Origin of the sequence: Streptomyces albospinus (assembly GCF_014648695.1) — a bacterium.
In the GTDB taxonomy this organism is placed as follows: Bacteria; Actinomycetota; Actinomycetes; order Streptomycetales; family Streptomycetaceae; genus Streptomyces; species Streptomyces albospinus.
The window spans coordinates 1-20,602 of sequence record NZ_BMRP01000074.1 but is presented as its reverse complement, the minus strand read 5'-3'; the positions used below and the strand labels follow the sequence as shown (position 1 = coordinate 20,602).

Below are 20,602 nucleotides of genomic sequence, written 5' to 3'. Positions count from 1 at the left end.
ACCACACCGGCCCTCCAGGCCGCGTGACCGAACCTGTCACCCAAACCTGCAGCAGACCCTACATCGTGTTCCTGCTGACGCCGAAGAGGTTCGCGATGGACGTGGCGATGTTCCCCAGGCGGGAGAGCAGGTCCCGCGCTTGACGCACCTGCTCCTCTGCCATGGCCGGCGGGCGCGGGCAGCGTCCAAGCCTTCGTTGGTGCCCTGCACGATGAGTACGCGGATGAACTCCGCGAGCGCGGCGCAGACGTGGAACACAAGTCGACCGCCCGGCCTGGTGGCGTCCAGCGCGTCATGCAGCGAGGTGAAGCCGATGCCGCGCTTGCACAGGCCGGAGACGATCGCGATGAGGTCCCGTTTGATCCGAAACAGTTGGGGTTCTGACTTGCCCTCAGGGCAACTGCCCTGCCCCGGTGGCCGCCGCCCTTCACGCTGCGGTCTCGGTCCGGGCGGGGGCGCCGCTTGCGGCGGAGGGTGTGGTGGGCTTGTTCAGGGCCGCCAGTTGTGACAGGACCGCTGCCGCGATTCCGACAGCGCTCAGCACGAGGGTGATCACCATGAAGCCGTGCATCGCTGCCGCGCGTCCGCCGCTCGGAGCGAGGGCCAGATACACGGTGCCGAAGAGGGCGACGCCCAGTACGCCGCCCACTTGAAGGGTCGTGTTGAACAGCCCGCTCATATCCGGCGCGTACTGGTCCTCCACCGTGCTGGTCAGATGGGTGAGGGTGCCGCTGAACGCGGCTCCGTACCCCAGCCCGCCGAGGCCGAGCAGGGTCGTCAGGAGCAGGCTGCTGGTCGTGCCGGCCCACACCCCCGTGCCGATGCCGGCGAAGGCGAGCGCGAGCGCGAGCAGCAGGGTGCCGAGGGGGGCCACCCTGCGCTTGACGGCGGCGGGCATGCGGTCGAGCAGCGGGCCGGAGACGCCGAAGGCAGCCACCCAGGACACCAGGACAAGGCCCGAGTAGGTGGCGCTCTTGTGGAGTCCTGCTTGCAGGTACTGCGCCAGCACGAAGAGCAGAGCGAAGTACGTGGCCCGGGTGGCGGCCTGAGAGATCAGGGCGTACACCACCGGCTTGCGTGTGAGGAGTGACAGAGTGATCAGTGGTTGCCCGCCGCGTCGGCCCACACGGCGCTCAACCCCGACGAACCACGCGAAGGCGGGCAGGCATGCGGCGAGGCACAGCCACGTCCACACGGGCCAGCCCGCATCACGGCCCAACACCATGGGCAGTACCAGCAGCAGTAGCGCCACGGACAGGACGGCCACACCCGCCAGGTCCATGCGCTGCGCGCCGCGCTGTCCGTCTGCCGGAAGGAAACGCCAGCCCACAACGATCAGACAGAGTCCGATGGGGACGTTGATCAGGAAGATCGGACGCCAGGCGGTCCCGAACAGATCCGCCGATACCAGAACACCGCCGATGACCTGGCCGAACACCGCGCTTCCCGACAGCACCGCCGTATACAGCCCCAGGGCCCGGCTGCGGGCAGAGCCTTGGAAGTTGAGCTGGATGCCGGTCAGCACCTGCGAGGTGAGCAGCGCGGCACCGGCGCCCTGTACGACCCGGGCGACCACCAGGAGGACGGGCGTTGACGCCAGGCCGCAGGCCAGCGACGCGAGGGTGAAGATCGCGAGACCGAGCTGGAACATCCGCCGGTAGCCTCGCACACCGCCCAGCCGCGCACTGGTGATGAGCAGCACGGCGTAAGTGAGGGTGTAGCCGGAGACGATCAGCTCCAGTTCGGCGCCAGAGGCGTGCAGATGATGCTGGATCGAGGGGGTAGCGATGTTGACGATGGCGATGTCCACATTGCCCAGGAACATTCCGCCCAGTAACGCAGTGAGCAGCCACCCTGAGTGTTGCGGCCTTTGTGTTTCCTCAGTCATCGGCTCCCTCTTTGCCCATTCGAACGCGTCGGCGTGACTCATGTCGCGGACATAAGCCAACCGGAGTCGGCAGAGCAGAACTGGCGGGATTCGGACGTGGTGTTCGTCCAGCACATGGCGTCAAGTGGACACCCTCTGTGACCGTCGCTACTGATCCGGGAATCAAATGGTTCTCTTCGAGGATGTAGCGGACGTGGGGGCGACCGAAGTAGCTGCGGACGACATGTGGTTGGCGTTGGCGGCGGTGGAAGAACCTGCGTGTTTCGGTGGCGAGTTGGGCCTGGTCGCGAGCCCGGCTATGCATCGGCAGGCTGCGCTTGAGATCGACGTTGACCAGCTCGTCGGGGTTGAGCTCGGGCGAATACGCGGGCAGGAAGTGTAGCTCGACGCGTTCGGCATGCTCGGCCAGCCAGCCTCGGACCCTGCGGGAGCGGTGGGCGGAGTCGCCGTCCACGACGAGATGCACTGTGCGGTGGAAGTGACCGGCGAGCCGATCCAGGAAGCGGCGCATGACGCCGGCGTCGAAGCTCTCGGTGAAGACCATGAAGTGCATCCGGCCCTTCCTGCTGATCGCCGACATGGCGTTCACCGAGAACCGGTTGCCGCTGCGACGCACGATCGGGGTGCTGCCCTTCTCGCCCCAGGTCCGGCCGGTGACCTGGTCGGAACGGACGCCGACCTGGTCGGGCGACGAGCACCTCGGCACTCTCGGCCTTCGTTCCGTTCCACGGCCCGCTTGTCCGGACGCTGGACCGACAGGCCCCAGCGGCGCAGGTACTTGCCCACCCCCTGCTCGGTCAGCCGCAGCCGGTAGAGCTTCGCGATCAGTGCACCCACCTGGCCGCGTGTCCACAGCCGACCGTGAAGTCCCAGGTCGCATGGACGATGATCGAGGACGGCCTGCCTTACCTGCTCCGTCTCGGACAGCATCTGGTGCTCGCCCGCCCGCTTCCCTCTCGGGCGCGCAGCGAGCTCCTCATAGCCGCCCGAAAGCCACTTCACCAACCAGCCATCCACCGCCTTGAGCGACACACCTTGAACATCGCCGCGACGTCCTCCCGACGGTGTCCCTCCACCAGCGCGGCCACCGCCCGCATCCGCAACACCCCCTGCGCACAAGGCGACAGGTGCCGCGCGTCCCCCACCAGACCACTCACACGGCGATCAACGGGTCAGAACCCCAACCGTTTCAGATCAATGGATGGAGCGGTCGAGCCGGTCGAGCGAGGGGGCCGGCCAGGGTGTCTCCTTCGCGGAGGTGGTCGAGAGCCTTCCGCAATTCCTCGCGTTCGGCTTTCTTGCCGGATTTGTTGCCGGCGAAGATCCGGATGCAGCCTGCTTCGGTGAGATCGTGGATCGGCCGGTCGAGCAGCTGCCCCTTCGTTGATACGCGGCCATACCCGACAAAGGTGCCCGCACGGCGAGGACGGGGACGAGGAGGTCGGTGGTGTCGTCCTGGGGTGACTGGACCCGCGCGATCGTACAGAAAACGGTTGAGTCCAAGTTCTTGAGCACGCCGGCTTTTTGACACCGTTCCTCGCACACGATCCAGCACCGATCCGGCCGTGGACCTTCCCTTTCCGACCTTGCTCAAGAATCGGTCGATTGATGAATAAAGGTCCCCGTCCTCGTCTTCACGCAGCACATCGCTACTCGCGCTGGAGTAGTCCGCCAGCCGAGGTGGAGGACGTCCCGAGCGAAGTCGGGCTACGGAGTGTCAGTGAAATACCGCTCGCTCTGAGCGTTCTGCCAGGGCATGAAGCCGAACAGGCACCGCTCTGCGGAGGTGCAGATGACGGGCTACTCCGTTGTTTTTTCGGCGAGTACTACAAGGCCGGCGATCCCCCGGTTCTCGATGCTGGACGGGATGGCGCCCACCGTCCGGGCCCGGGTGACGGCCGTTCGTCGATCGTACTCACGGGAATCGCTTCGCGATCGCCGCCGTGATCGCATCCGGTGTGTGTTCCTGAATGAAGTGCCGCGCGTCTGGCAGCTCGACTATGTCCAGATCGGTGAAGGCGGCACGCATCCGCGGGATAGAGGTGTTCGGACGGAACACCATGTCCTGCATTCCCCACACCAACAGGGTCGGCCTGTCGCCGAGCTGGGCGGGCACGTCTCGTGCAAGCTGGTCCAGCAGCGGGCGCGCGGCACGAATTTCCTTCGGCATCATGGCGAGTCCGCGCCGGGCTTCCGCGGTGGGCTGCACCGCACGGTAGTGCTCGGCCTCGGCCGCGGTGAGCTTGCGCCCCAGTTCTGCGAGCAGGACGCGCTCAACGAGGAAGTTCTGTTGGAGTATCCGCCGCTGCATCGGACGGCTACCCATGATCACGCTGAAAGCCCGATTCGCCATCGCTTCTATCGGCCAGAACACGGTGTTGCCCAGCACGAGCCCCCTCACCCGGTCCGCGCGCGCGGTGACCGCGCCCAGTCCGATGGGTCCGCCCCAATCGTGTCCCATCAGAACGAAGTCGTCGAGTTGCAGGTGATCGATCAGCTCGCCGAGGACCGCGGTGTGCTCGGCGATGGTGTAGCCGAAACCCGCAGGACGTTCGGACAATCCGAAACCCAGGTAGTCGACGGCGACACACCGGTACCGGTCGCGCAGGTCCTTCACGATGTGGCGGTAGAGGAAACTCCACGCCGGAGCGCCGTGACAGAACAGGATCGTTGGTCCGGTCCCCTCGTCGATGTAGTGAACCCTGCCGACGGACGAGTCGAACCAACACGACTCAAAAGGGTATAGATTCCCGTCGGGAACGAAGTCGATCAGCATTGGGCCCTCCCTCGGATACGGGCTACATAGTGTCCCGGTCTCGGCGCATGCGGCGACGATCGGAGCCAACCGTTCATCCTCCGGAACGACCAGCTCCGCGTCCAGCTCGTATCCCGTCAGCGACCCCTCGGGGAAGACCACCACCCGCGTGCCCACCGCCCGAACGGCCTCCACGTTGGATGTCACGTCGAAAGCCGTGCTCCTCGGCTGCGCCACCGCGATGCTCAACGGCTGCTTCAACCCCGAACTCCCCTCGTCGAATTGCACGATCACCCTATGGAGCGGCCACACAGCAGGCACGGCAAGCTGCCAGCCGGTCATGCCGGCGGCGAGTAGGCGCCGGGTGATGACGTGGGAGGTCTGGCCTGTGTCCCTGCGGCGGCGTGGGCTTTCACGTCGGGGAGCCTGGCGCGGCCATGTGGACTGCTGTCGTCGATGTCGGGTCACAGGCGGCTGCGCACGTCGTCGTTGAGGGCGGTCAGGTCGAGGCCGCGGTGATGCATCCAACCGGCGGTCGCGGCGTCGTGGGCGGTTTCGTCGCGGTGGCGACAGTGGGAGCGGTGGAGCCAGGCGGGGTTGCGACGCCGGGGGCACAGGGCTCTCAATCACCCGGAAGGAGGTTCTCGGCGACGAGGCTGTTGTAGACCTCTTCGAGGTGGGAGGTCACGGCCCGGGCGGGGTTCTCGCCCTGGGCGACAGGGGCGATGACGCCTTCCAGCGGATTGTCATCGCGTGGCTTGTCCAGGGTCAGAACCTCTCCGATGCCGGGGGCGGCGGCGTCCCGGGCGGTGAGCGGATCCACACCCCACCTCTGCTGGATGGTTTGGAGCACCGAGGTGTGGTCCAGCGGCACGCTGTCATCGGGGACACGGAAGACGGTCCCGCGAGCGATGAGCGGGGAAACCAGCACTGTGGGCACGCGCACCCCGAACCGAGTGAAGTCGAAACCGGCTTCTCCGGCCGATTGGTCGGGCGGTGTCGCGCCGGCGGGCGGTGGCACATGGTCGTAACAACCGCCGTGCTCGTCATAAGTGACGACCAACAGGGTCTTGGCCCAGTCCGGCCCGGTGCGCAGCGCGTTGTACACATCGAGGATGAGCTGCTCGCCCTGCGCGACGTCATCGTTGGGGTGTTGGCTGTTTCCGTCGTGCCTCCAGGCGGGCTCCAGGAAGGTGAACGCGGGGAGTGAGCCGTCGGCGGCGGCGTTCTTGAAGTCCATAAAGCGCCCGAAGTGCTGCTCATCGGCCTGCTGGGTGTCGAGGAAGTCGGCGCGGGTCAACGGCTGGAGGTGGTAGCCGTAGATCCTCCAGTCGATGCTCTTGTCGCTGAGCCGGCCGAAGATGCTGGACGTGTCGAACATGACCTTCTCGGCCTTCGCCTGGGCTATGCATGCTTTGTCGCTCACCAGGCCCTGGCTGGTCCCGGCAAGGGCGAAAGCCCGGTTCGGCATGGTCTGGGTCGGCACCGAGCAATACCAATGGTCACAGACCGCGTAGCCCCGGGCCAGTCCGGAGAGCACCGGCAGCGCTTCCGGGGGGAAGCAGCCCATGATGTCGGCGGCGGTGACGTCCGGGGAGTTGCCTTCCCTGGTCGGAAACATCTCCGCGAAGTCGGTGACAAAGCCTTCATTGGTCGCGACGGGGGCGGGTGTGGCCACCGTTTGCGTACCGAACAGCTGGTTGTTGACTCGATGGTATTCCTCACCGGGGACGGAGCCGGGCATGAAATACGCGCCGGGTTTGGTGTGGTCGATCCGGAAGACGGTGACCTTGTCGCCGTTCCCGTCCGGGTTGGACTCCGTGCCGGTCAAACCTTCGAAGGGCTGGCCAGACGGGCGGTTTCCCTGGTCGGCATAGAGGAACCCGAGCATGTTGTCGAAGGAGCGGTTTTCCAGCATGAGGACCACTAGGTGGTCGATCTGGTTCAGCAGCGCACCGTCCGATGTCATCCGGCACCTCCTGCAGATCGCGGACCGGAGGAGCTGGGCCCCACCAGTCATGGTGACGCCCCCCTTACCACCGTAGGACCGAGCCCCGTACACCGCTCGGCGGCGTCGCGCGACCCCTCGAAGCCGTGGCGATACGACGTCCTCCGCCATCTTGGCCTGCGTCAGAGCGCCGTCGATGCCAACTGGTCATCGGAGTAGGCGTCCTCTGCCCCGGCATCAAGGGCGTGGCTCTGCGCTCCATGAAAGCCCCCGGCACCGCCTACGACGACCCGCTCCTCGGCGGAAAGGATCCGCAGCCGGCGGTGATGGCCGACTCTGTGGACACCGAACCGGACAACGGCGGAGTACACATCAACTCGGCAATCCCCAACTACGCGTTCTACCTGGTGGCCCAGGCACTGGGCGGCTTCGTCTGGGAAGTTGCGTATGACCTGCTGTTGGGGAAACGAGGAGCCTTCCCGCAGCCACGGGGTGATCCGTCTGGCCTCGGTCAGCATCCTGTCCTACTGCGCCGGACCGCACGTCGGCTTGTCGCCGGGATGGGCCTGGTTGTACGCGTGCACGGCCTTGGACTTGGCGACGGCTTCGTTCCAGATCCAGCGACATCGAGCCCACTCCGCCGCCAGCAGCCTCTCCGACCCGACAGAGACACGAAGCCGAAACGTGTACCGGACACAACCGGCATCTCCGCTCGACTGAGCTCGCATCGTCATGACCTCAACGTACAGGGAAGCCACGACAGTTGGTGTCACACACCTGCGTCGCCTGCCGCCCATCGCGGGTGGATGTCGAATCGCCCCAGCGGCGATTCGACAATTCCTGCCCCGCTCCGCGGGAATCCGGGTTCCTCCCCCACATGAACGTCGGAGCATCCCCCGGCAGGACGGTGAGCCTGCGCCTCCACATCACGCCGGATCAAGGCCAACGAGTCATCGCGCGGCACGGCGTCGGCTCTCACCAGTAGATCGTTGAACTCATCGGTAGTGGCGCTCGGTCGCGTCACCGTAGGGCCGGTCCGAGGGGTGGTCTGGCCCGCCGATGGTTTTCGCGGCGGCGGCCCGCCCTCAATCGGCCCGCCCACCGACGTTCCCCATGTCCAACCCGCTGACGTTCTCGCGTCCGACAACAGCAGCTCCTCGCCGAACCGGCCTGGGCGAAGAAGCTGAGCCACGAAGACCGGCGCGGACTGACCGCCGTGTTTCTGCCGAATTCCGTTCCCGCGCCGCGCTCCCTGGCGGGCGCCGCCGATCTGACCGGACCGGATCGGCAGAGACCGTTTGATCGCTACCAGCTGTTCCTCGGCATGTGCACACCGATACCGGCAGCGGTAGCGGGTGGCTCAGCGGTTTCGGCCCTGGATCTCTGCGGCGGCGCGGTGCAACTCGGCAAGGACTGTTCGGACGGCCCTGCGGGCGGTGCGCTCGGGCCGGTGGAGGACGTCGATGTCGCGTCGAGCGTGCACTCCGCTCAGCGGCCTGAGGACGACGTCGCGGTGCGGCCGAGCGGTCCAGCGGGGCATCAGCGCGAGGCCACCGCCGGCGGCGACGGCCACGGCGACTACCGCGAATTCGTTGATGCGGTGGACGATGTCGAGTCGGCGATTGGCGACGCTGGCGATGGCCTCGATGGTGGACATCAGCGGGAAGCCGTCGTGCACCGTGATCCACGGCTGGTCCGCCACGTCCCGCGGCGTAAGCAGCGGCTTGGACGCCAGCGCATGACCGGCCGGCAGGGCGACGTCGAGGGGCTCGCGCAGCAGCGTTGTGGAGGTCACGGTGCGTGGCCACGGCGGGCCGTGGTCGAGGCGGTGGGCGAGCACGAGATCGTAGTGACGGGTGAGGGCGGGGAAGCGGTCCTGGGCGACGTCCTCGTCGGCGAGCGCCGGGCGGGGGCGGCCGGGGCCGGCGAGGCTGCGCAGCAGGAGCGGAAAGAACGCGGACGCTGCGCTGTGGAACGCGGCCACCGACACGTCGCCGTCGGGTTGCTCTGCGAAGTCGGCGATCGTGTGCCGGGCCTGGGCCAGGGCGGTCTCGACCTTGATGGCCGCCGCGGCCAGGGCCTGCCCGGCGTCGGTCAGTACCACCCGGCGTCCGGCGCGTTCGGTGAGCGGTACGGGGATCGAGCGCTGCAGCAGCCGCAGCTGCTGCGAGATCGCGGAAGGCGTCACGTGCAGCGCCTCGGCGACGGCGCTGACGCTGCCCAGGTCTCCCAGTTCGCGCAGGATGCGCAGCTGCCGTTCATCCATCCTGAAAGTGTAGTGCTGCTACACATCAGCTTTAGAAGTTGGTTGTAGCCTTCAACGTACTGCTGGGGCAGCGTGGGGGTATGCATGTTGCCCGCCGCACCGATGCGGTACTTCTCCTGGTCGCCCTGGTCTGGGGTTCCAGCTATCTCGCGGCCAAGACGGCCACCGTCACGCTCCCGGTCCTGGCGGTCCTGTTCGCCCGGTATGCGATCTCCGCGCTCACGTGCGGAGCCCTGGTCGCCTCCCGCCGCCGAAGGCGCCGCTGGACCCGTGCGGAGGTCCGCGTCGGGTCGCTGTTGGGAGGCACCCAGGCGGCCGTGCTCGTGCTGGAGACCTACGGGGTGGCGCACACCAGCGCCGCGAACGCCGGGCTGATCATCAGCCTGACCATCGTGCTGACACCGCTGCTGGACCGCACCGGCGGCCGGCGGCTGCCGCGGACGTTCTTCCTCGCCGCCGGACTCTGCGTTGTGGCCGTCGGGCTGCTCACTTCCAGTACCGGGCTGCACGCACCACGGCCCGGAGACGTGCTCATGCTCGCCGCCGCAGTCGTCCGGGCCGGGCACGTCGCTCTCGTCGGACGGCTCACCGTGGGCCGTCCCATGGACCCGCTGCACCTGACGACCGCCCAGACCGTCGTGGGCTCGACACTGTTCCTGCCACTCGCCTTCACCCACCTGCCTGACCTGGTCCACAGCAGTGCCACCACCTGGACCCAACTGATCTATCTCGCCCTGTTCTGCAGCGTGTTCGCCTTCCTCGCCCAGACCTGGGCCGTGCAAGGCACTTCCGCCAGCCGGGCCAGCCTGCTGCTGGGCACCGAACCGATCTGGGCTGTCGCCATCGGAATCAGCGTCGGCGGCGAACGGCTCACCCTCTGGGCCACTCTCGGCGCCGTGCTCATGATCGCCGGAACCTACTGGGGCCAGGCCATCGAACGCACCCACCGCACCACCACACCAAGAACCGAGAAAGAGGATGAAGCGTGCCCGACAATGACACCTACCAGCGCCTGATCACCCTGCTCGACACCACCCAGACGCCCCACCGGCTCATCGATCACGAACCGGACGGCGCCACGGACTCGGTCAGCGCCCTGCGCGGACACCCCGCCTCCCGGGTAGCGCCTCCACCGGCCGCTGACGGTCCGCATCGTCGTCCTGCACGGGCTGTTCGACCCCACGATCCACGACTGGCGGGCCGACGCGTCCTTGCTCCCATCGCTGGACAAGGTCGTCGTGGCACAACAACAGGCCGAGCTTGCAGGCCGCCTACTTTCCTGCCCCCACCTGACCGACCCAGCCCCGACCATCATCTTCGCCGAACAACCCGACCAGTTCGGCGAACGGGGCGGGATCTCGGCCACGGCAATGTCCTCGGAGGCGAACACGGCGTCGAAGGCAGCGGTGAACTGCGCATCCCAGTCACGGATGAAGTGGGTGAACTGCTCGGCGCGGTCACCGAGTTGCCGCAGGAGCTGGCGGGCTTGCTGGGTGTCCCACTCAGCGGTCGGGCGGGCGGTGACGCCGAGGAGGTGCACGGTTCGGGTTCGTACCTCCCTCACGAACAGCGCGTACAGGAGCCGAAGCGCGATCGTGTCGAGGTGGAAGGAGTCCGTCGCGAGCAGGCCATCGGCCTGCGTTTTGAGGAACGGGGTCCATTCGCCGCGGGCTTGTTCGCGTCGGAGTGCGGGGCCGAGGCCAGCTGTGCGCAGGATGCGGCGGACGGTGGTGGGGCTGAGGCGGTGGCCGAGGCGGCGCAGTTCCCCGTGCACTCGACGGAAGCCCCAGCCAGAGTTCTGCGAGCCGAGGCGAAGGACCAGGTCGGCGGATCTCGTCCGGGGGCCGTGGGCGTCCCAGGGACAGGGGCTGCGTCCGCTTCTTCTTGATCAGGCGTTGGTGCCAGGCCAGCAGGGTACGCGGGGTGACGATCCGTCGGGCGCGCAGTGGCCGGGGTAGTAGTCGGGTGAGGGCGGCGAGCAGGGCCCGGGCGGGCCAACTGGGCCGGGCTGCGGGGATTTGGCGGCGGAGGATCGCGAGTTCGTGCCAGAAGATAAGTATCTCCGCGTCCTTCGATGCGGCGCTTCGGCCCAGTAGCGCGAGCCAGGCCAGGACCTTAGTGGCGAAGCGGTAGATCCTGCGGACGGGCATGGGAAGTGATCATGCCGTAGGGGCCGGTCTCGAGTATCGTCCCTGGTCAGCGCCGGTGAAGCAATATTGAAGCGGTACGGGAACGCGGGCGGCGCTTTGCCCCACCTGGCTATCGCCTCACCTGTCAGTGATCGCGGAGAGCCATGCGGTGTCCTCCGGGCCCGGCGCTTCGGGGCCGAGCGCGGGCAGCCAGCGGACCTCGCCCGAGCGCAGGGCGACCGTGGCCCGTGGTCTCATCGGCCCGTCGCCCCTGCGTGAGAGCAGGACGAGTTCCCAGACCGTCGCCGTCATGGCGTCGAGCCGGGTGGCGCAGTCGGCGGTGACTCGCCGCGGATCCCGGGTCTGCCCCAGGGACAGATGCGGGGTGAAGTTCTTGGCGGGCGCACGACAGCGCGGGAACCGCTGCCGCAGTACGCGGTGCAGATCTGCCCACGGTGCCTTGCCGGTGGCCGCAGGGTCGAGCCACACGGTGACGTACGCCCTCTGTTGGAAGGTGCGCACCCCGTCCAGCCGGGCGGTGAAGACCGGCGTCTCCGCCGTCGCTGCGGCGAGCAACGGGGCCGCCCGCTCGAAATCGGACTCCGGCACGAAGCCGAAGAGCACATTGACATGCGGCGGCCAGCGGTGGATCTGGGGATCGTAATCCCAGCGGATGTCCTGGATCGGCGACCACAGCTCCGCAGGCGGGATCCAGGCCACCGCCGTGCGGGCCGTCGGCAACACATCGAGGGCGCCAGCAGTCTCGCCCCTGGCGAAACTCAGCTGCGCTTGCGGGGCTCGCACCCGGCCGGCTCCCGACGCGTCGATGCGGTCCACACCTGTGGTCCGGTCCCAGACCACCTCGCCGTCCGCCTCGATGAACATCACCCGGTGCCACGGGATGTCGCCCCCGGGAACAAAGGAAGGCAGCGGGATGCGTTTGACGGCATCCCTGCGCTGACTGATCCCCAGCACGAACCGGGCCGGGTCGAACCGCGGGTCCCAGCGGACCCGGTGATAGATCTCGTCGCTGGTTCGCATCACGCCCCCTCTCCCGCCGTCACCCCCTTCTCTTCCCCCAGGATGCCGCCAACCCTGTCCTTGACGGTTGTTCCGCTCCGTACCGCGACGCATCAGGTGCGGTGCGTGATGGCGCCGGTGTACGTCGCGGCGAGTTCTTGGTCGACGGATGATGGCGCCATCGCCAACGTCCTCGTCAAGTCGGACGCCACCGGGGTGCCCGAGCAGGTCACCGATCAGCCACGCACCCAGCGGCTCGCCCAGCCCGTGCGGACAACCATCACACCGTAACCACCCTCCGCGACCAGGCCGGGCACGCCCCACACGCCTTGCGCGATGCGCCCGGCCCCGTCACTCCAGCAGTGACAGGCAGCCGAGACACCAGGTAGCACGGCGCCTGTGAGCGCAGCCGTGCGCACCTGCCGACGCACGCGGCCCCGAGTGGGCTTCGAGTGAGGAGCTCGAAGAGGTAGACGCCCTGCGTTCCTCCCACCGCCAGCCACAGCTCATCCTGACTCTGAGTCCAGGCACACGAGAGCAGTCCACCTGCGACTCGCACAACGGCCACCGTGCACGTCCCCACCGCTTCCCAGACCCGCACCGTGTGGTCGTCGCCTGTGGACGCGAGCCAGGTGCCTCCTGGTGCGATGGCCACGGAGTTCACCGGACCCGCATGCCCAGCGAAGGCAGCGGTGTATGACGTCGTAGCCCGGTCCCAAAGCCGCACGCCGCTTGCGTCGGCCACGGCCAGCGCGCTGCCGTCCGGAGCGATTACCGTCGGCGGCACCGAATAGGCGTACCCGATGAGAGACGCGGTTCGCTCCCCACCAGCCCGGTCCCAGAGCCGCACCCTGGTTCCTTCGGGCGTTACCCCTTGATCGTGGACACCCTGATCAGTGGATCGTGATGATTCACAGGACAGGAGTTCCCGTTGGGTGCGTCGAAGTACTCGCCTGAGTTCCGGGCCGATGCCGTCGCGCTGTACCACTCGCGGCCGGGTGGGACGTATGCGTCGGTGGCCAAGGACATGGGCGTCAACCATGAGACGCTCCGCACCTGGGTGCGGGATGCCGAGCAGGACGCCCGGCCCGGGGCCGTGGAGGCCACCGCGATGGAGAAGGAGAACCGGCAGCTGCGGGCGCGGGTCAAGGAACTCGAAGTCGAGCGGGAGATCCTGCGGAGGGCCGCGAAGTATTTTGCGGCGGAGACCAGCTGGTGAGCAGCCGCTTCCAGTTCGTCGACGATCACCGTGACGCCTTCGGCGTCAAGCGTCTGTGCCGGATGCTGCAGGTCTCTCGGTCCGACTTCTACCGGTGGCGGGCCGGCGCGGAAGCGCGGGCCAGCCGGACAAAGGCGGACACCGAGCGCGCCGAGCGCATCATCCGGATCCACCGAGCATCGGTCGGCACCTACAGGGTCCCGCGCGTCACCGCCGAGCTGAAGGATGCCAGGAGGCCGGTCAATCACAAGAGTGTCGAGCGCGTCATGCGCAAGTTCCGCATCGTCGGGCTGCACCTGCGCAAGAAGGTGCGCACCACCATTCCCGAGCCGTCGGCGACGCCGGTGCCGGACCTGCTGCGGCGCGACTTCACCGCCCAGGCGCCGAACACCAAGTACGTGGGAGACATCACCTACCTCCATGTTGGAGATGGCCAATTCCATTGTCTGGCAACGGTGTTGGACTTGCATTCGAAGCGGCTGGCAGGCTGGTCGATCGCCGACCACATGCGCACCTTCCTGGTCACCGACGCGCTCAGGGCCGCCGCGGCGGCCCGTGGCGTCGGCGGTCTGCGCGGGGCGATTTTCCACAGCGACAACGGGGCGCAATATGTGTCGAAGGAGTTCGCCCTGGTCTGCTCGGAGCTCGGCGTGACCAGGTCACGCGGCGCGGTGGGCACGAGCGCGGACAACGCCGCCGCGGAGAGCCTGAACGCGACCATGAAACGCGAGACGCTCCAGGGACGGAAGCGGTGGAACGGGGCCCGTGAGGCTCGCCTCACGGTCTTCCGCTGGGCGACCCGCTACAACAACCCGGCGGCGGCACTCCCGCCTTGGCCATATCAGCCCGATCGCCTATGAGCAGCGATCAACGACGTTGGCCACCGCCGCATGACAAACGGGGTCCACGATCAAGGAGGAAGCCCCCTTGCGCGCGGGAGTGCCGGTGTCAATGTGCGGAAGCCAGTGCGCCCCACCCGCGCCGGTGCACGTGCACGTGCACTGGATGCCCGCATGCGCGGTTTTCACCGCAGTGGTCATCCGGTCTCCTGAACTGCAAACTTGTTCGCCGGTATTGGGGTCCGGAGGATGCAGTGCTGGGCGATTCGGAGTGTCGAGGATTTCGGATTCCTGTCGCTGCCATGCCTTACGAGGCCCGGTGCAGTCCCTATGTTGACGAAGTCCGCCGAAGCTCACAGCTCTGGGCGTACGAACAGGGAATCGCCTCCTCAGACACTGAGGTCCGGCGACTGCAGCGAGCCGACTACGGGCTCCTTTGTTCGATGTTCTTCAGCGAGGCTCCGCTTCCCGTGCTCGCGCTGGGCACGGACCGGCTGACTTGGACTTTCGCCCTCGATGACATGTTCAGTGATTTCCACCAGAGTGGCTCGCCTGGCTTGGAGGGAGCGGTGGACCTCGTCACACGACTGCACGACTGACGGACATTCCGGGCCAGGGCTCTGCCCCGGCGGCCCGGCCCATCGAGCGGGCGCCTGCTCACCTCACGCGACGGACCTCGACCATGCTGGACCCCGCCTGGCGCAGGAGATTCCTCGCCGACGTGACCGCTTTTGTTGAAGGGTACGCATGGGAAGCACAAAAACCTTCCCTTGAACGTACTCCCGATCTCGTGGACCACATCCAGACACGCAGACAGCTCAGTGATGTCGTGCTCACGCTGGACCTCGTGGAGCTATCACTCGGCATGGCCATCCCCCAAGTCTCTACGCCATGCGCCCCATCCGTGTTCTGGTGGAGTCGGCAGCGGACCACATCATGTACGTCAACGACATCTTCTCGTCGAACAAGGAGATCGCCCACCTGGACCTGCACAACAATGTCCACATCATCCACACGACGCTGGGTCTGGGACGGCAGGAACCTGTCGACTTCGTCAACCTGTTGGCCACCTCGCAGATCAGCCTCCACGAACACGTGGTGGAGCACGAACTCCCCGCCCTGCTCGACCAGCTGACACCGGATGAAAAGCCCCTCCAGCATGAAATCAGGCGATGGATTCGACAGCTCGAAGGCAGCATGGCGGCCAGTCTGAAGTGGCACCAGGTATCCTATCGCTACCACGATGTCGAACTGTGACGTCCACCAGAAGCCCCGCCCTAGACGGTATCCATCGCGAGGCTCGCCCCCTGATTACCCATCAGCTACTGACTTCGGCTTGTCAGGGTGACATGGGGGTATCGAGGGCAAGGCCGGTTCCGGCTGGGAAAGCGTGCACGTGCGGCGCCGATCCCGGAGTGGCGTGGTGCTCGTCTCGCCTGCTGGTCAGGCTTTGAATGAGTGCAGGTTGGACGCGGCGAGGGTTTGCTCCGCGCCGTGTGCCTCGAAGGTGCTCATGCACTGGAAGCCGAGGCGGGCGGCGAGCTTGAGTGAACGCTCGTTGGCTGTCTGGGTCACTACCAGGACCGGCTGGTCAGGCAGCTCGTCGGCGGCGGCGCGCAACGCGGCCGTGGCAGCCTCGAACGCCAGCCCTGCGCCCCAAGCCTCGCGTCGTAGCAGGTAGGTCAGTTCCAGTTCCCCGCCCTCCTCGGTGACGTGCCCAGGGAGGTCGGCGGAGCGTCGGTCGAGCACGAGCGTCCCGAAGAGCCGGTCGGTCGTCTTGTCGGCGATGACAAACGTGCCGGGATTGTGGGTGATGCTCGTGGTACCGATCGCCTCGAGATACTGTTCGACGACACTTCGGGGCCTTGGGCCGCCGAGGTATAACCGGACCTGTGGATCGGTCTGAAGTTCGATGAGTCCGTCGCGGTCGGCGTCGTGTGCTTTGCGCAACCGGAGTCGACCCGAGGTGATCTCCATGGCGGACAGCGTGGGCGATGGGTCCATGGGATCCATCCTGGCTGAGAACCTGCCGTTTGGCTGCGGCGCTCCCCGGTTCCCGTCACATTCGGCCCGATACGGTTCAGTCGTGGCGTCTGCGACAGCCATTGCACAGCCGGAACCGCGATGCGCGAATCACTGGCTCGCCCCACGGATACCCCCCGGATCTCTACTGACTTCGGCTCGCCAGGGCGTTCGTCACTGAACTTGTTGATGCTGACGGGGTGTTGGCGGTAGTCCATGGTGTGTGAGGTAGGCGGATGGGGGCGGGTTGACCTCGGTGGCACGCCGACGCCGGCAGGCGGTTCGGATGGAGGCCGCGGAACCATTCGCCCGGGGCATCAACCCGCCGGAGGTCGCGCGGCGGCTGCGGGTGAGCTGGAAGTCGGCCTACCAGTGGCACAAGGCGTGGCGCGAGGGAGGCGGCAAGGCTCTGGCCTCGCGTGGGCCGAGTGGATCTCGGTGTCGTCTGTCTCCGTACTGCCTGCGGAAGCTGGCCGTGTACCTCGAACAGGGTCCGGCCGTGCACGGGTGGGTGGAGTTCAGGTGTGGACCGCGGCCTGGGTGGCCACGCTGATCTGGAGGACGTTCCACGTCTTCTACAGCGGCTCGGGCGCGACCCGACTGATGCTCCGGCTCGGCTTCACCCCGCAGATCCTCGCGCGGCGTGTCGCGGAGCGCGACGAGCAAGCCGTCGCGCAGTGGTAAGGAGGCGACCTGGGCCGAGGTAAAGGAAGCCAGGACGGCCTGCGACGGCTGGATCTGCTTCGAGGACGAAGCAGGCTTCACTCGCCGGCTGCCCAAAGGACGCACCTGGGGTCGGCGCGGCATCGGTGCCCATGGGCGCGGGCCGCGGGGGCTGGATGGCAGCCTGGGCGCGAGCAAGGATGTCGTGGTCAACGGTGAGCGGCTCAAGGTGGGTGGTGGCACCGCCGGGGCCGCCGCAGGCGTGGGCCAGGGACAGGTGTCCCATGCCGACGAGGTCGAGGCCGAGGTAGTCCATGGTGGCCTGCCGCAGCGGTGCGCCGCGCGGGAGGGCGACGAGCCGTGCGAGGTCGCCGCCGGCATCGGGGCAACCGGCAGTTCGGCCCCGTCCAGGAGCAATCCGGCGCGGTGCGCGGCGTCCACGGCAAGCGTGCCCAAGGCCGGGATGTCGGGCAAGGGTGCCGGCGGTGGGTGAGCGGTTCGGTCAACATCGGCCGCGGACCGACCAGGTCGAGGTCGACCGGCTCGGGGAGGGGGGACCGTACGCTTCGTGGACTGGGTCGGGATGGCAGCGCGGGGCGGGGCGCGGGCGTCGCAGAGGCGGCGGAGGCGGGCGCCGGAAGCGCGGCGCCCCGGGGCCCGGCTGGGGCCCGGTGAGCGCGCAGGCGTTCCTCAGATGATGGTGGGCACGGCCACGCGGAGTGAACAACGGGGCGGGCGCGCTACACAGACATTCGGCGAGGAGGAAGAGTCGCCGCCTGCGGGTCCAGGCCCTGCCGACGCCGCCCGACGCGCCGCCGACCAGCTGCGCGCCGAGGGCCTGGACCCATGACGGTCGTAACGGATCCAGGCCCTCGGCCCGTTTCAGCGGCCCGTGAAGTACGGTCCTACTTCACGCGCTTGAACCAGGTGATCGGGCTGGTGGTGTCGCGCGACTGGACGTAGACACGGGCGGGGACGGCCACCATCCGCTGCTGGGTGTCGTTGTTCGCCCGGTAGACGATGTAGCCGGTGTAGTACGCGCCGTTTCCCCGGGGCTCCAGCCAGCCCTTCTGCTTGCCCTCGGGCACAGTCATCTCGACGTCGGTTTCCATTGTGTTCTGCAGCCTTTTGGTAGACGTGGCTGCGTAGCTGTAGGTGAAACTCGCCTCCGCCGGAATGTCACTCTTCCCGTCGCCGATCTTGGGTGTGATCTTGCCGCCCACCGACCAGCCCTCCGTCTCGCTCTTTTCGTCGGTGACGGAACTGGAGATCTTGTAGGTCAGCTTCCCGCCGCCGGCCAGGCCGTCCCCGGCCTGTCCCTTGACCGGGTATTTCTCGGTGAGCTTGCCGACGAAGGCGCATGGCGGCTTCTGACCCGCGCGATCCTTGTCGTGGTTCGCTTGGTTGCAGAACTGTTCGAGGTTCTGACCGGTCCACTCGTCCTTGTACGCGTCCTTGCCGGTGAAGCGGGGGGCTGTGGAGTTGGGCCCCTGTGCAAGTCCGTTGATGGGCTGGTACAGCCTTTTGGCGCTTTCGCGGGCAGGCTCCTTGGTGTTGGGGTCTTCAGCGAACGTCTTCGCTGCGTCCTGCGCGTCCTTGATGGCCTGATCAGGGTTGTAATTGACCTGCCCTCCCGACACGTCCGAGAGGTTGACCTGCTTGTCGTCGAGCCCGGTGGGGAGGCCCATCACGCTTTCAGAGTCCCGAACCGGCGACCACTTGGCCATGTCCGCGAGGACCTGGTCATCCGATTCGTAGATGCTGCCGGGGGCTGTGGGCTTGTCGTCCGCGAAGGCCGGCCCCTGCGTGCTCAGTAGCGACGCTCCGGTGAGAAAAGTGGTGGCGACGGCGGTTGCTGCCCATCTGTTTCTGCGCCGGCCTTGGTCGGCAGCTGTGGGGGGTATGGACATGCGACTTTCCTTTCCATCGAGGAACGGACCATCCTTGGTCACGCCGAGATGAGTGGCGGAAGTGCAGCGGAGAGACACGCAAAACCTGACGCTGCATCTGCGCCTGGCGTTCTTCGCAAGGTGTCCGAACTTCGGGTATGTGAAATGCGGGTGCCTGCGGTGACTGCAGGGGCCTGTAGGTCCTCTGTCAATCACAGAGACGGAAGCTCTCCCCGCACGGTTGCCCTGAACTGACGAGTAGATTTCGCTGATTGCCGGAATACCGCACCGGAGGCAGCGAACTGCCTGTCGCTCGCCCGGCATTCGAGCGGAAAGCGTGGAAGGAATCGCAGGATCTGGTGGGCTCAAGAAGCACCGTCCGGTGTGCGCAGCGCTCCAGGGGGTGGGCCTTGGCCGCCGGTGGCAGGCCAGAAGCTGAGCAGACCGCAGCCCAGGCACTGGCCAACCGATACCCGCACAACGTCGTCATCCAGCAGTCAGGTTCACCGGCACCGCCCAGCTCCTCCGCCACCGGTAGCACCTGGTGGTTCGCTGCGTACCGCCGGCTGCCCAGTCGCATGGCCGGAGGTCCGTGCAGCCTGAGGGCCAGGGGGTGCGGTGGCAGGCTGACGAGGTGGGTGAGCGGTCACCGCCTGCGCGAAGCGTGGGGTGGTGATGGGGAGCTGGCCTGCTGGCCAAGGCCCTGCTGCTGTGGAGATCGTCTCCGAGGACGAGTGTGTCGAACTTGTGCACCGGGTGGGGCTGCCGGACCGGCGCATGGCGGAGCGGGCCCGGATCATCCTTGCGTGCGCTCGACCGCGTCTACCCCGATCGCCACCGCCCTCCCGGCAAGGCTGCCGGAGGCGAAGAAATAGGGTGCCTGGAGAGCACCCGGTACCCGGGCAAGCGGCCCTCTGGCCGCTCCCTGGCCGCGCGATGAGATGGCCTCAACGCACAGGGGCTGAGCTCGGTACAGGTGGAGATCGACTGGTGGATCGCCTTCAAGTCGCACTCCATGTTCGAGAGCCCGCGCGGAGAGCTGTCCCAGGCCCCTCGGATCCGCATGCCGGCCTCTTCCACTTGCGCTGCAGAGGTGACAGTTTTGCAGAGGGCAGTGGTGCGGTCGTCATCGAGTCGACGGAGCGCACGGCGCCCCGGCCGGCGCTTCGGGAGGGCGCGAGATCTCATGGGCGCCCTCGGACGGTCAGGCAGCACTCGACCGGTCCCTCGACCTTGATCCGAACACCCCCCGACGTCACATGCCGACTCTCGGAGTCGATCACAAGAACAATGAGATCGTGGTCCTGGATCAGCATGGTCAGATCGAGAACAAAGACGGCAGCATCACGGAGGAAGACCACGGTCATGTCCAGTCGAACTATCCATCCTCAAGCGTGACAGAGGGTGACCTCAACCAGCTGAAGAGGGCTGGAATGATCAACGACCTCAAGAAGCAGCGAGTGCTGCCGCCACCTTGTGAATGACCAGCATGGAGAAAGGAACCGATGTGCCGCAGGAGCTGGACCGGGAGACCGGTGACGGCTTGATCGGTATCCGTGATCCGGCTGAGGTCGACGCGGCCTTCGACCGGGGCGAGAGGTGTGTGGGTACAGCCGTTGTCGGGCTGGTGCTGAACTCTGATGACGTCGCTGTGGTAGCACCACGGGTACTACGCGCCTTGCGCTCATCGGATGCGACAGTGCGCAGTCTAGTGACCTGAGTCAGAGATTCGGTGGCAGTAGGCTGCGACTTTGTCCAGGATCTCGTCGGCGGTTTTCGTCCAGACAAACGGTCGCGGGTGTTCGTTCCAGTCGGCCAGCCATGCCCGGATGTCGCGTTCGAGAGCCTGGACGGAGCGGTGGACGCCACGCTTGAGCTTCTTCTGCGTGAGCTCTGCGAACCACCGCTCCACCAGGTTCAGCCAGGACGAGCTCGTGGGCGTGAAGTGCAGGTGGAAGCGCGGG

At 67.0% G+C, this 20,602-nt stretch carries 14 protein-coding genes and 7 pseudogenes; 7 read left to right on the top strand and 14 right to left on the bottom strand.

Features of this window, described 5'->3' with window-relative positions; translation table 11 throughout:
- Positions 1–228: 228 nt before the first annotated feature.
- The 7 genes and pseudogenes from IEZ17_RS43550 to IEZ17_RS39395 all read right to left on the bottom strand — a co-directional run.
- A pseudogene (locus IEZ17_RS43550) lies at positions 229–315 on the bottom strand (recombinase family protein); the annotation flags it as partial.
- Between the two features lie 112 nt (positions 316–427).
- A complete protein-coding gene (locus IEZ17_RS39415) occupies positions 428–1,825 on the bottom strand; it encodes an MFS transporter (protein WP_189308446.1) in 1,398 nt (465 codons plus the stop codon).
- A gap of 55 nt (positions 1,826–1,880) precedes the next feature.
- Complete coding sequence (locus IEZ17_RS43545) at positions 1,881–2,594, bottom strand: IS630 family transposase (RefSeq protein WP_229853074.1); 714 nt, start codon at positions 2,592–2,594, stop codon at positions 1,881–1,883.
- 68 nt (positions 2,595–2,662) lie between these two features.
- Positions 2,663–2,818, bottom strand: a pseudogene (locus tag IEZ17_RS43540) (IS630 family transposase); the annotation flags it as partial.
- Between the two features lie 259 nt (positions 2,819–3,077).
- On the bottom strand, positions 3,078–3,419 hold the full coding sequence (locus IEZ17_RS39405) for a recombinase family protein (RefSeq protein WP_229853075.1): 342 nt from the start codon (positions 3,417–3,419) through the stop codon (positions 3,078–3,080).
- Between the two features lie 384 nt (positions 3,420–3,803).
- Positions 3,804–4,985 carry a haloalkane dehalogenase gene (locus IEZ17_RS39400; RefSeq protein WP_229853073.1) on the bottom strand — a complete coding sequence of 394 codons (1,182 nt, stop codon included), beginning with the start codon at positions 4,983–4,985 and terminating at the stop codon, positions 3,804–3,806.
- A gap of 280 nt (positions 4,986–5,265) precedes the next feature.
- Positions 5,266–6,612 carry an alkaline phosphatase family protein gene (locus IEZ17_RS39395; protein WP_189308445.1) on the bottom strand — a complete coding sequence of 449 codons (1,347 nt, stop codon included), beginning with the start codon at positions 6,610–6,612 and terminating at the stop codon, positions 5,266–5,268.
- Between the two features lie 138 nt (positions 6,613–6,750).
- On the opposite strand from IEZ17_RS39395, the pseudogene IEZ17_RS39390 reads away from it, so the two are divergent.
- A pseudogene (locus IEZ17_RS39390) lies at positions 6,751–7,055 on the top strand (M4 family metallopeptidase); the annotation flags it as partial.
- Between the two features lie 896 nt (positions 7,056–7,951).
- Here the strand turns inward: IEZ17_RS39390 and IEZ17_RS39385 are convergent.
- The gene (locus IEZ17_RS39385; protein ID WP_189308444.1) at positions 7,952–8,857 is read right to left on the bottom strand and encodes a LysR substrate-binding domain-containing protein; all 906 of its coding nucleotides are present in this window, start codon (positions 8,855–8,857) and stop codon (positions 7,952–7,954) included.
- A gap of 80 nt (positions 8,858–8,937) precedes the next feature.
- Here IEZ17_RS39385 and IEZ17_RS39380 point away from each other — a divergent pair, with 80 nt between their 5' ends.
- Positions 8,938–9,873 (top strand): DMT family transporter, encoded by a 936-nt coding sequence (locus IEZ17_RS39380; RefSeq protein ID WP_189308443.1) that lies wholly within the window; start codon positions 8,938–8,940, stop codon positions 9,871–9,873.
- Here IEZ17_RS39380 and IEZ17_RS44315 read toward each other — a convergent pair.
- Positions 9,774–10,631, bottom strand: a complete 858-nt coding sequence (locus IEZ17_RS44315; RefSeq protein ID WP_189308442.1) for a hypothetical protein — start codon at positions 10,629–10,631, stop codon at positions 9,774–9,776. The two genes, IEZ17_RS39380 and IEZ17_RS44315, sit on opposite strands and share 100 nt — an antisense overlap.
- Positions 10,632–11,124: 493 nt before the next feature.
- Entirely contained in the window at positions 11,125–12,027 is a 903-nt protein-coding gene (locus tag IEZ17_RS39370; RefSeq protein ID WP_189308441.1) for an RNA repair domain-containing protein, read from the bottom strand.
- 108 nt (positions 12,028–12,135) lie between these two features.
- Between IEZ17_RS39370 and IEZ17_RS39365 the strand changes: the two genes are divergently transcribed.
- A complete protein-coding gene (locus tag IEZ17_RS39365) occupies positions 12,136–12,297 on the top strand; it encodes a hypothetical protein (RefSeq protein ID WP_189308440.1) in 162 nt (53 codons plus the stop codon).
- Here the strand turns inward: IEZ17_RS39365 and IEZ17_RS39360 are convergent.
- Positions 12,287–13,048 carry a WD40 repeat domain-containing protein gene (locus tag IEZ17_RS39360; RefSeq protein WP_189308439.1) on the bottom strand — a complete coding sequence of 254 codons (762 nt, stop codon included), beginning with the start codon at positions 13,046–13,048 and terminating at the stop codon, positions 12,287–12,289. The two genes, IEZ17_RS39365 and IEZ17_RS39360, sit on opposite strands and share 11 nt — an antisense overlap.
- Between IEZ17_RS39360 and IEZ17_RS39355 the strand changes: the two are divergent.
- Both IEZ17_RS39355 and IEZ17_RS45160 read left to right on the top strand, forming a co-directional pair.
- Positions 12,938–14,119 (top strand): annotated as a pseudogene (locus IEZ17_RS39355) (IS3 family transposase). The gene IEZ17_RS39360 and the pseudogene IEZ17_RS39355 sit on opposite strands and share 111 nt — an antisense overlap.
- 540 nt (positions 14,120–14,659) lie before the next feature.
- Positions 14,660–15,321, top strand: a pseudogene (locus IEZ17_RS45160) (terpene synthase family protein).
- Positions 15,322–15,507: 186 nt separating this feature from the next.
- Here the strand turns inward: IEZ17_RS45160 and IEZ17_RS39345 are convergent.
- Positions 15,508–16,041: a GNAT family N-acetyltransferase gene (locus IEZ17_RS39345; protein ID WP_229853072.1), complete on the bottom strand. Its 534-nt coding sequence runs from the start codon at positions 16,039–16,041 to the stop codon at positions 15,508–15,510.
- Between the two features lie 292 nt (positions 16,042–16,333).
- Between IEZ17_RS39345 and IEZ17_RS45630 the strand changes: the two are divergent.
- A pseudogene (locus tag IEZ17_RS45630) lies at positions 16,334–16,904 on the top strand (helix-turn-helix domain-containing protein); the annotation flags it as partial.
- 750 nt (positions 16,905–17,654) lie between these two features.
- Here the strand turns inward: IEZ17_RS45630 and IEZ17_RS39330 are convergent.
- Positions 17,655–18,659 (bottom strand): hypothetical protein, encoded by a 1,005-nt coding sequence (locus IEZ17_RS39330; protein WP_189308436.1) that lies wholly within the window; start codon positions 18,657–18,659, stop codon positions 17,655–17,657.
- Between the two features lie 1,277 nt (positions 18,660–19,936).
- Here IEZ17_RS39330 and IEZ17_RS39325 point away from each other — a divergent pair.
- Positions 19,937–20,122, top strand: coding sequence for a hypothetical protein (locus tag IEZ17_RS39325; RefSeq protein WP_189308435.1), 186 nt, complete (start codon positions 19,937–19,939; stop codon positions 20,120–20,122).
- A 224-nt stretch (positions 20,123–20,346) separates the two neighbouring features.
- Here IEZ17_RS39325 and IEZ17_RS39320 read toward each other — a convergent pair.
- Positions 20,347–20,602 (bottom strand): annotated as a pseudogene (locus tag IEZ17_RS39320) (IS630 family transposase); the annotation flags it as partial.

Coding starts and splice junctions, on each gene's coding strand:
- IEZ17_RS39415 (WP_189308446.1), bottom strand. CDS start 1,825: ATGTTCCTGGGCAATGTGGACATCGCCATCGTCAACATCGCTACCCCC.
- IEZ17_RS39400 (WP_229853073.1), bottom strand. CDS start 4,985: ATGACCGGCTGGCAGCTTGCCGTGCCTGCTGTGTGGCCGCTCCATAGG.
- IEZ17_RS39395 (WP_189308445.1), bottom strand. CDS start 6,612: ATGACATCGGACGGTGCGCTGCTGAACCAGATCGACCACCTAGTGGTC.
- IEZ17_RS39385 (WP_189308444.1), bottom strand. CDS start 8,857: ATGGATGAACGGCAGCTGCGCATCCTGCGCGAACTGGGAGACCTGGGC.
- IEZ17_RS39380 (WP_189308443.1), top strand. CDS start 8,938: ATGCATGTTGCCCGCCGCACCGATGCGGTACTTCTCCTGGTCGCCCTG.
- IEZ17_RS39370 (WP_189308441.1), bottom strand. CDS start 12,027: ATGCGAACCAGCGACGAGATCTATCACCGGGTCCGCTGGGACCCGCGG.
- IEZ17_RS39365 (WP_189308440.1), top strand. CDS start 12,136: ATGGCGCCGGTGTACGTCGCGGCGAGTTCTTGGTCGACGGATGATGGC.
- IEZ17_RS39360 (WP_189308439.1), bottom strand. CDS start 13,048: ATGGTTGACGCCCATGTCCTTGGCCACCGACGCATACGTCCCACCCGG.
- IEZ17_RS39345 (WP_229853072.1), bottom strand. CDS start 16,041: ATGGAGATCACCTCGGGTCGACTCCGGTTGCGCAAAGCACACGACGCC.
- IEZ17_RS39330 (WP_189308436.1), bottom strand. CDS start 18,659: ATGTCCATACCCCCCACAGCTGCCGACCAAGGCCGGCGCAGAAACAGA.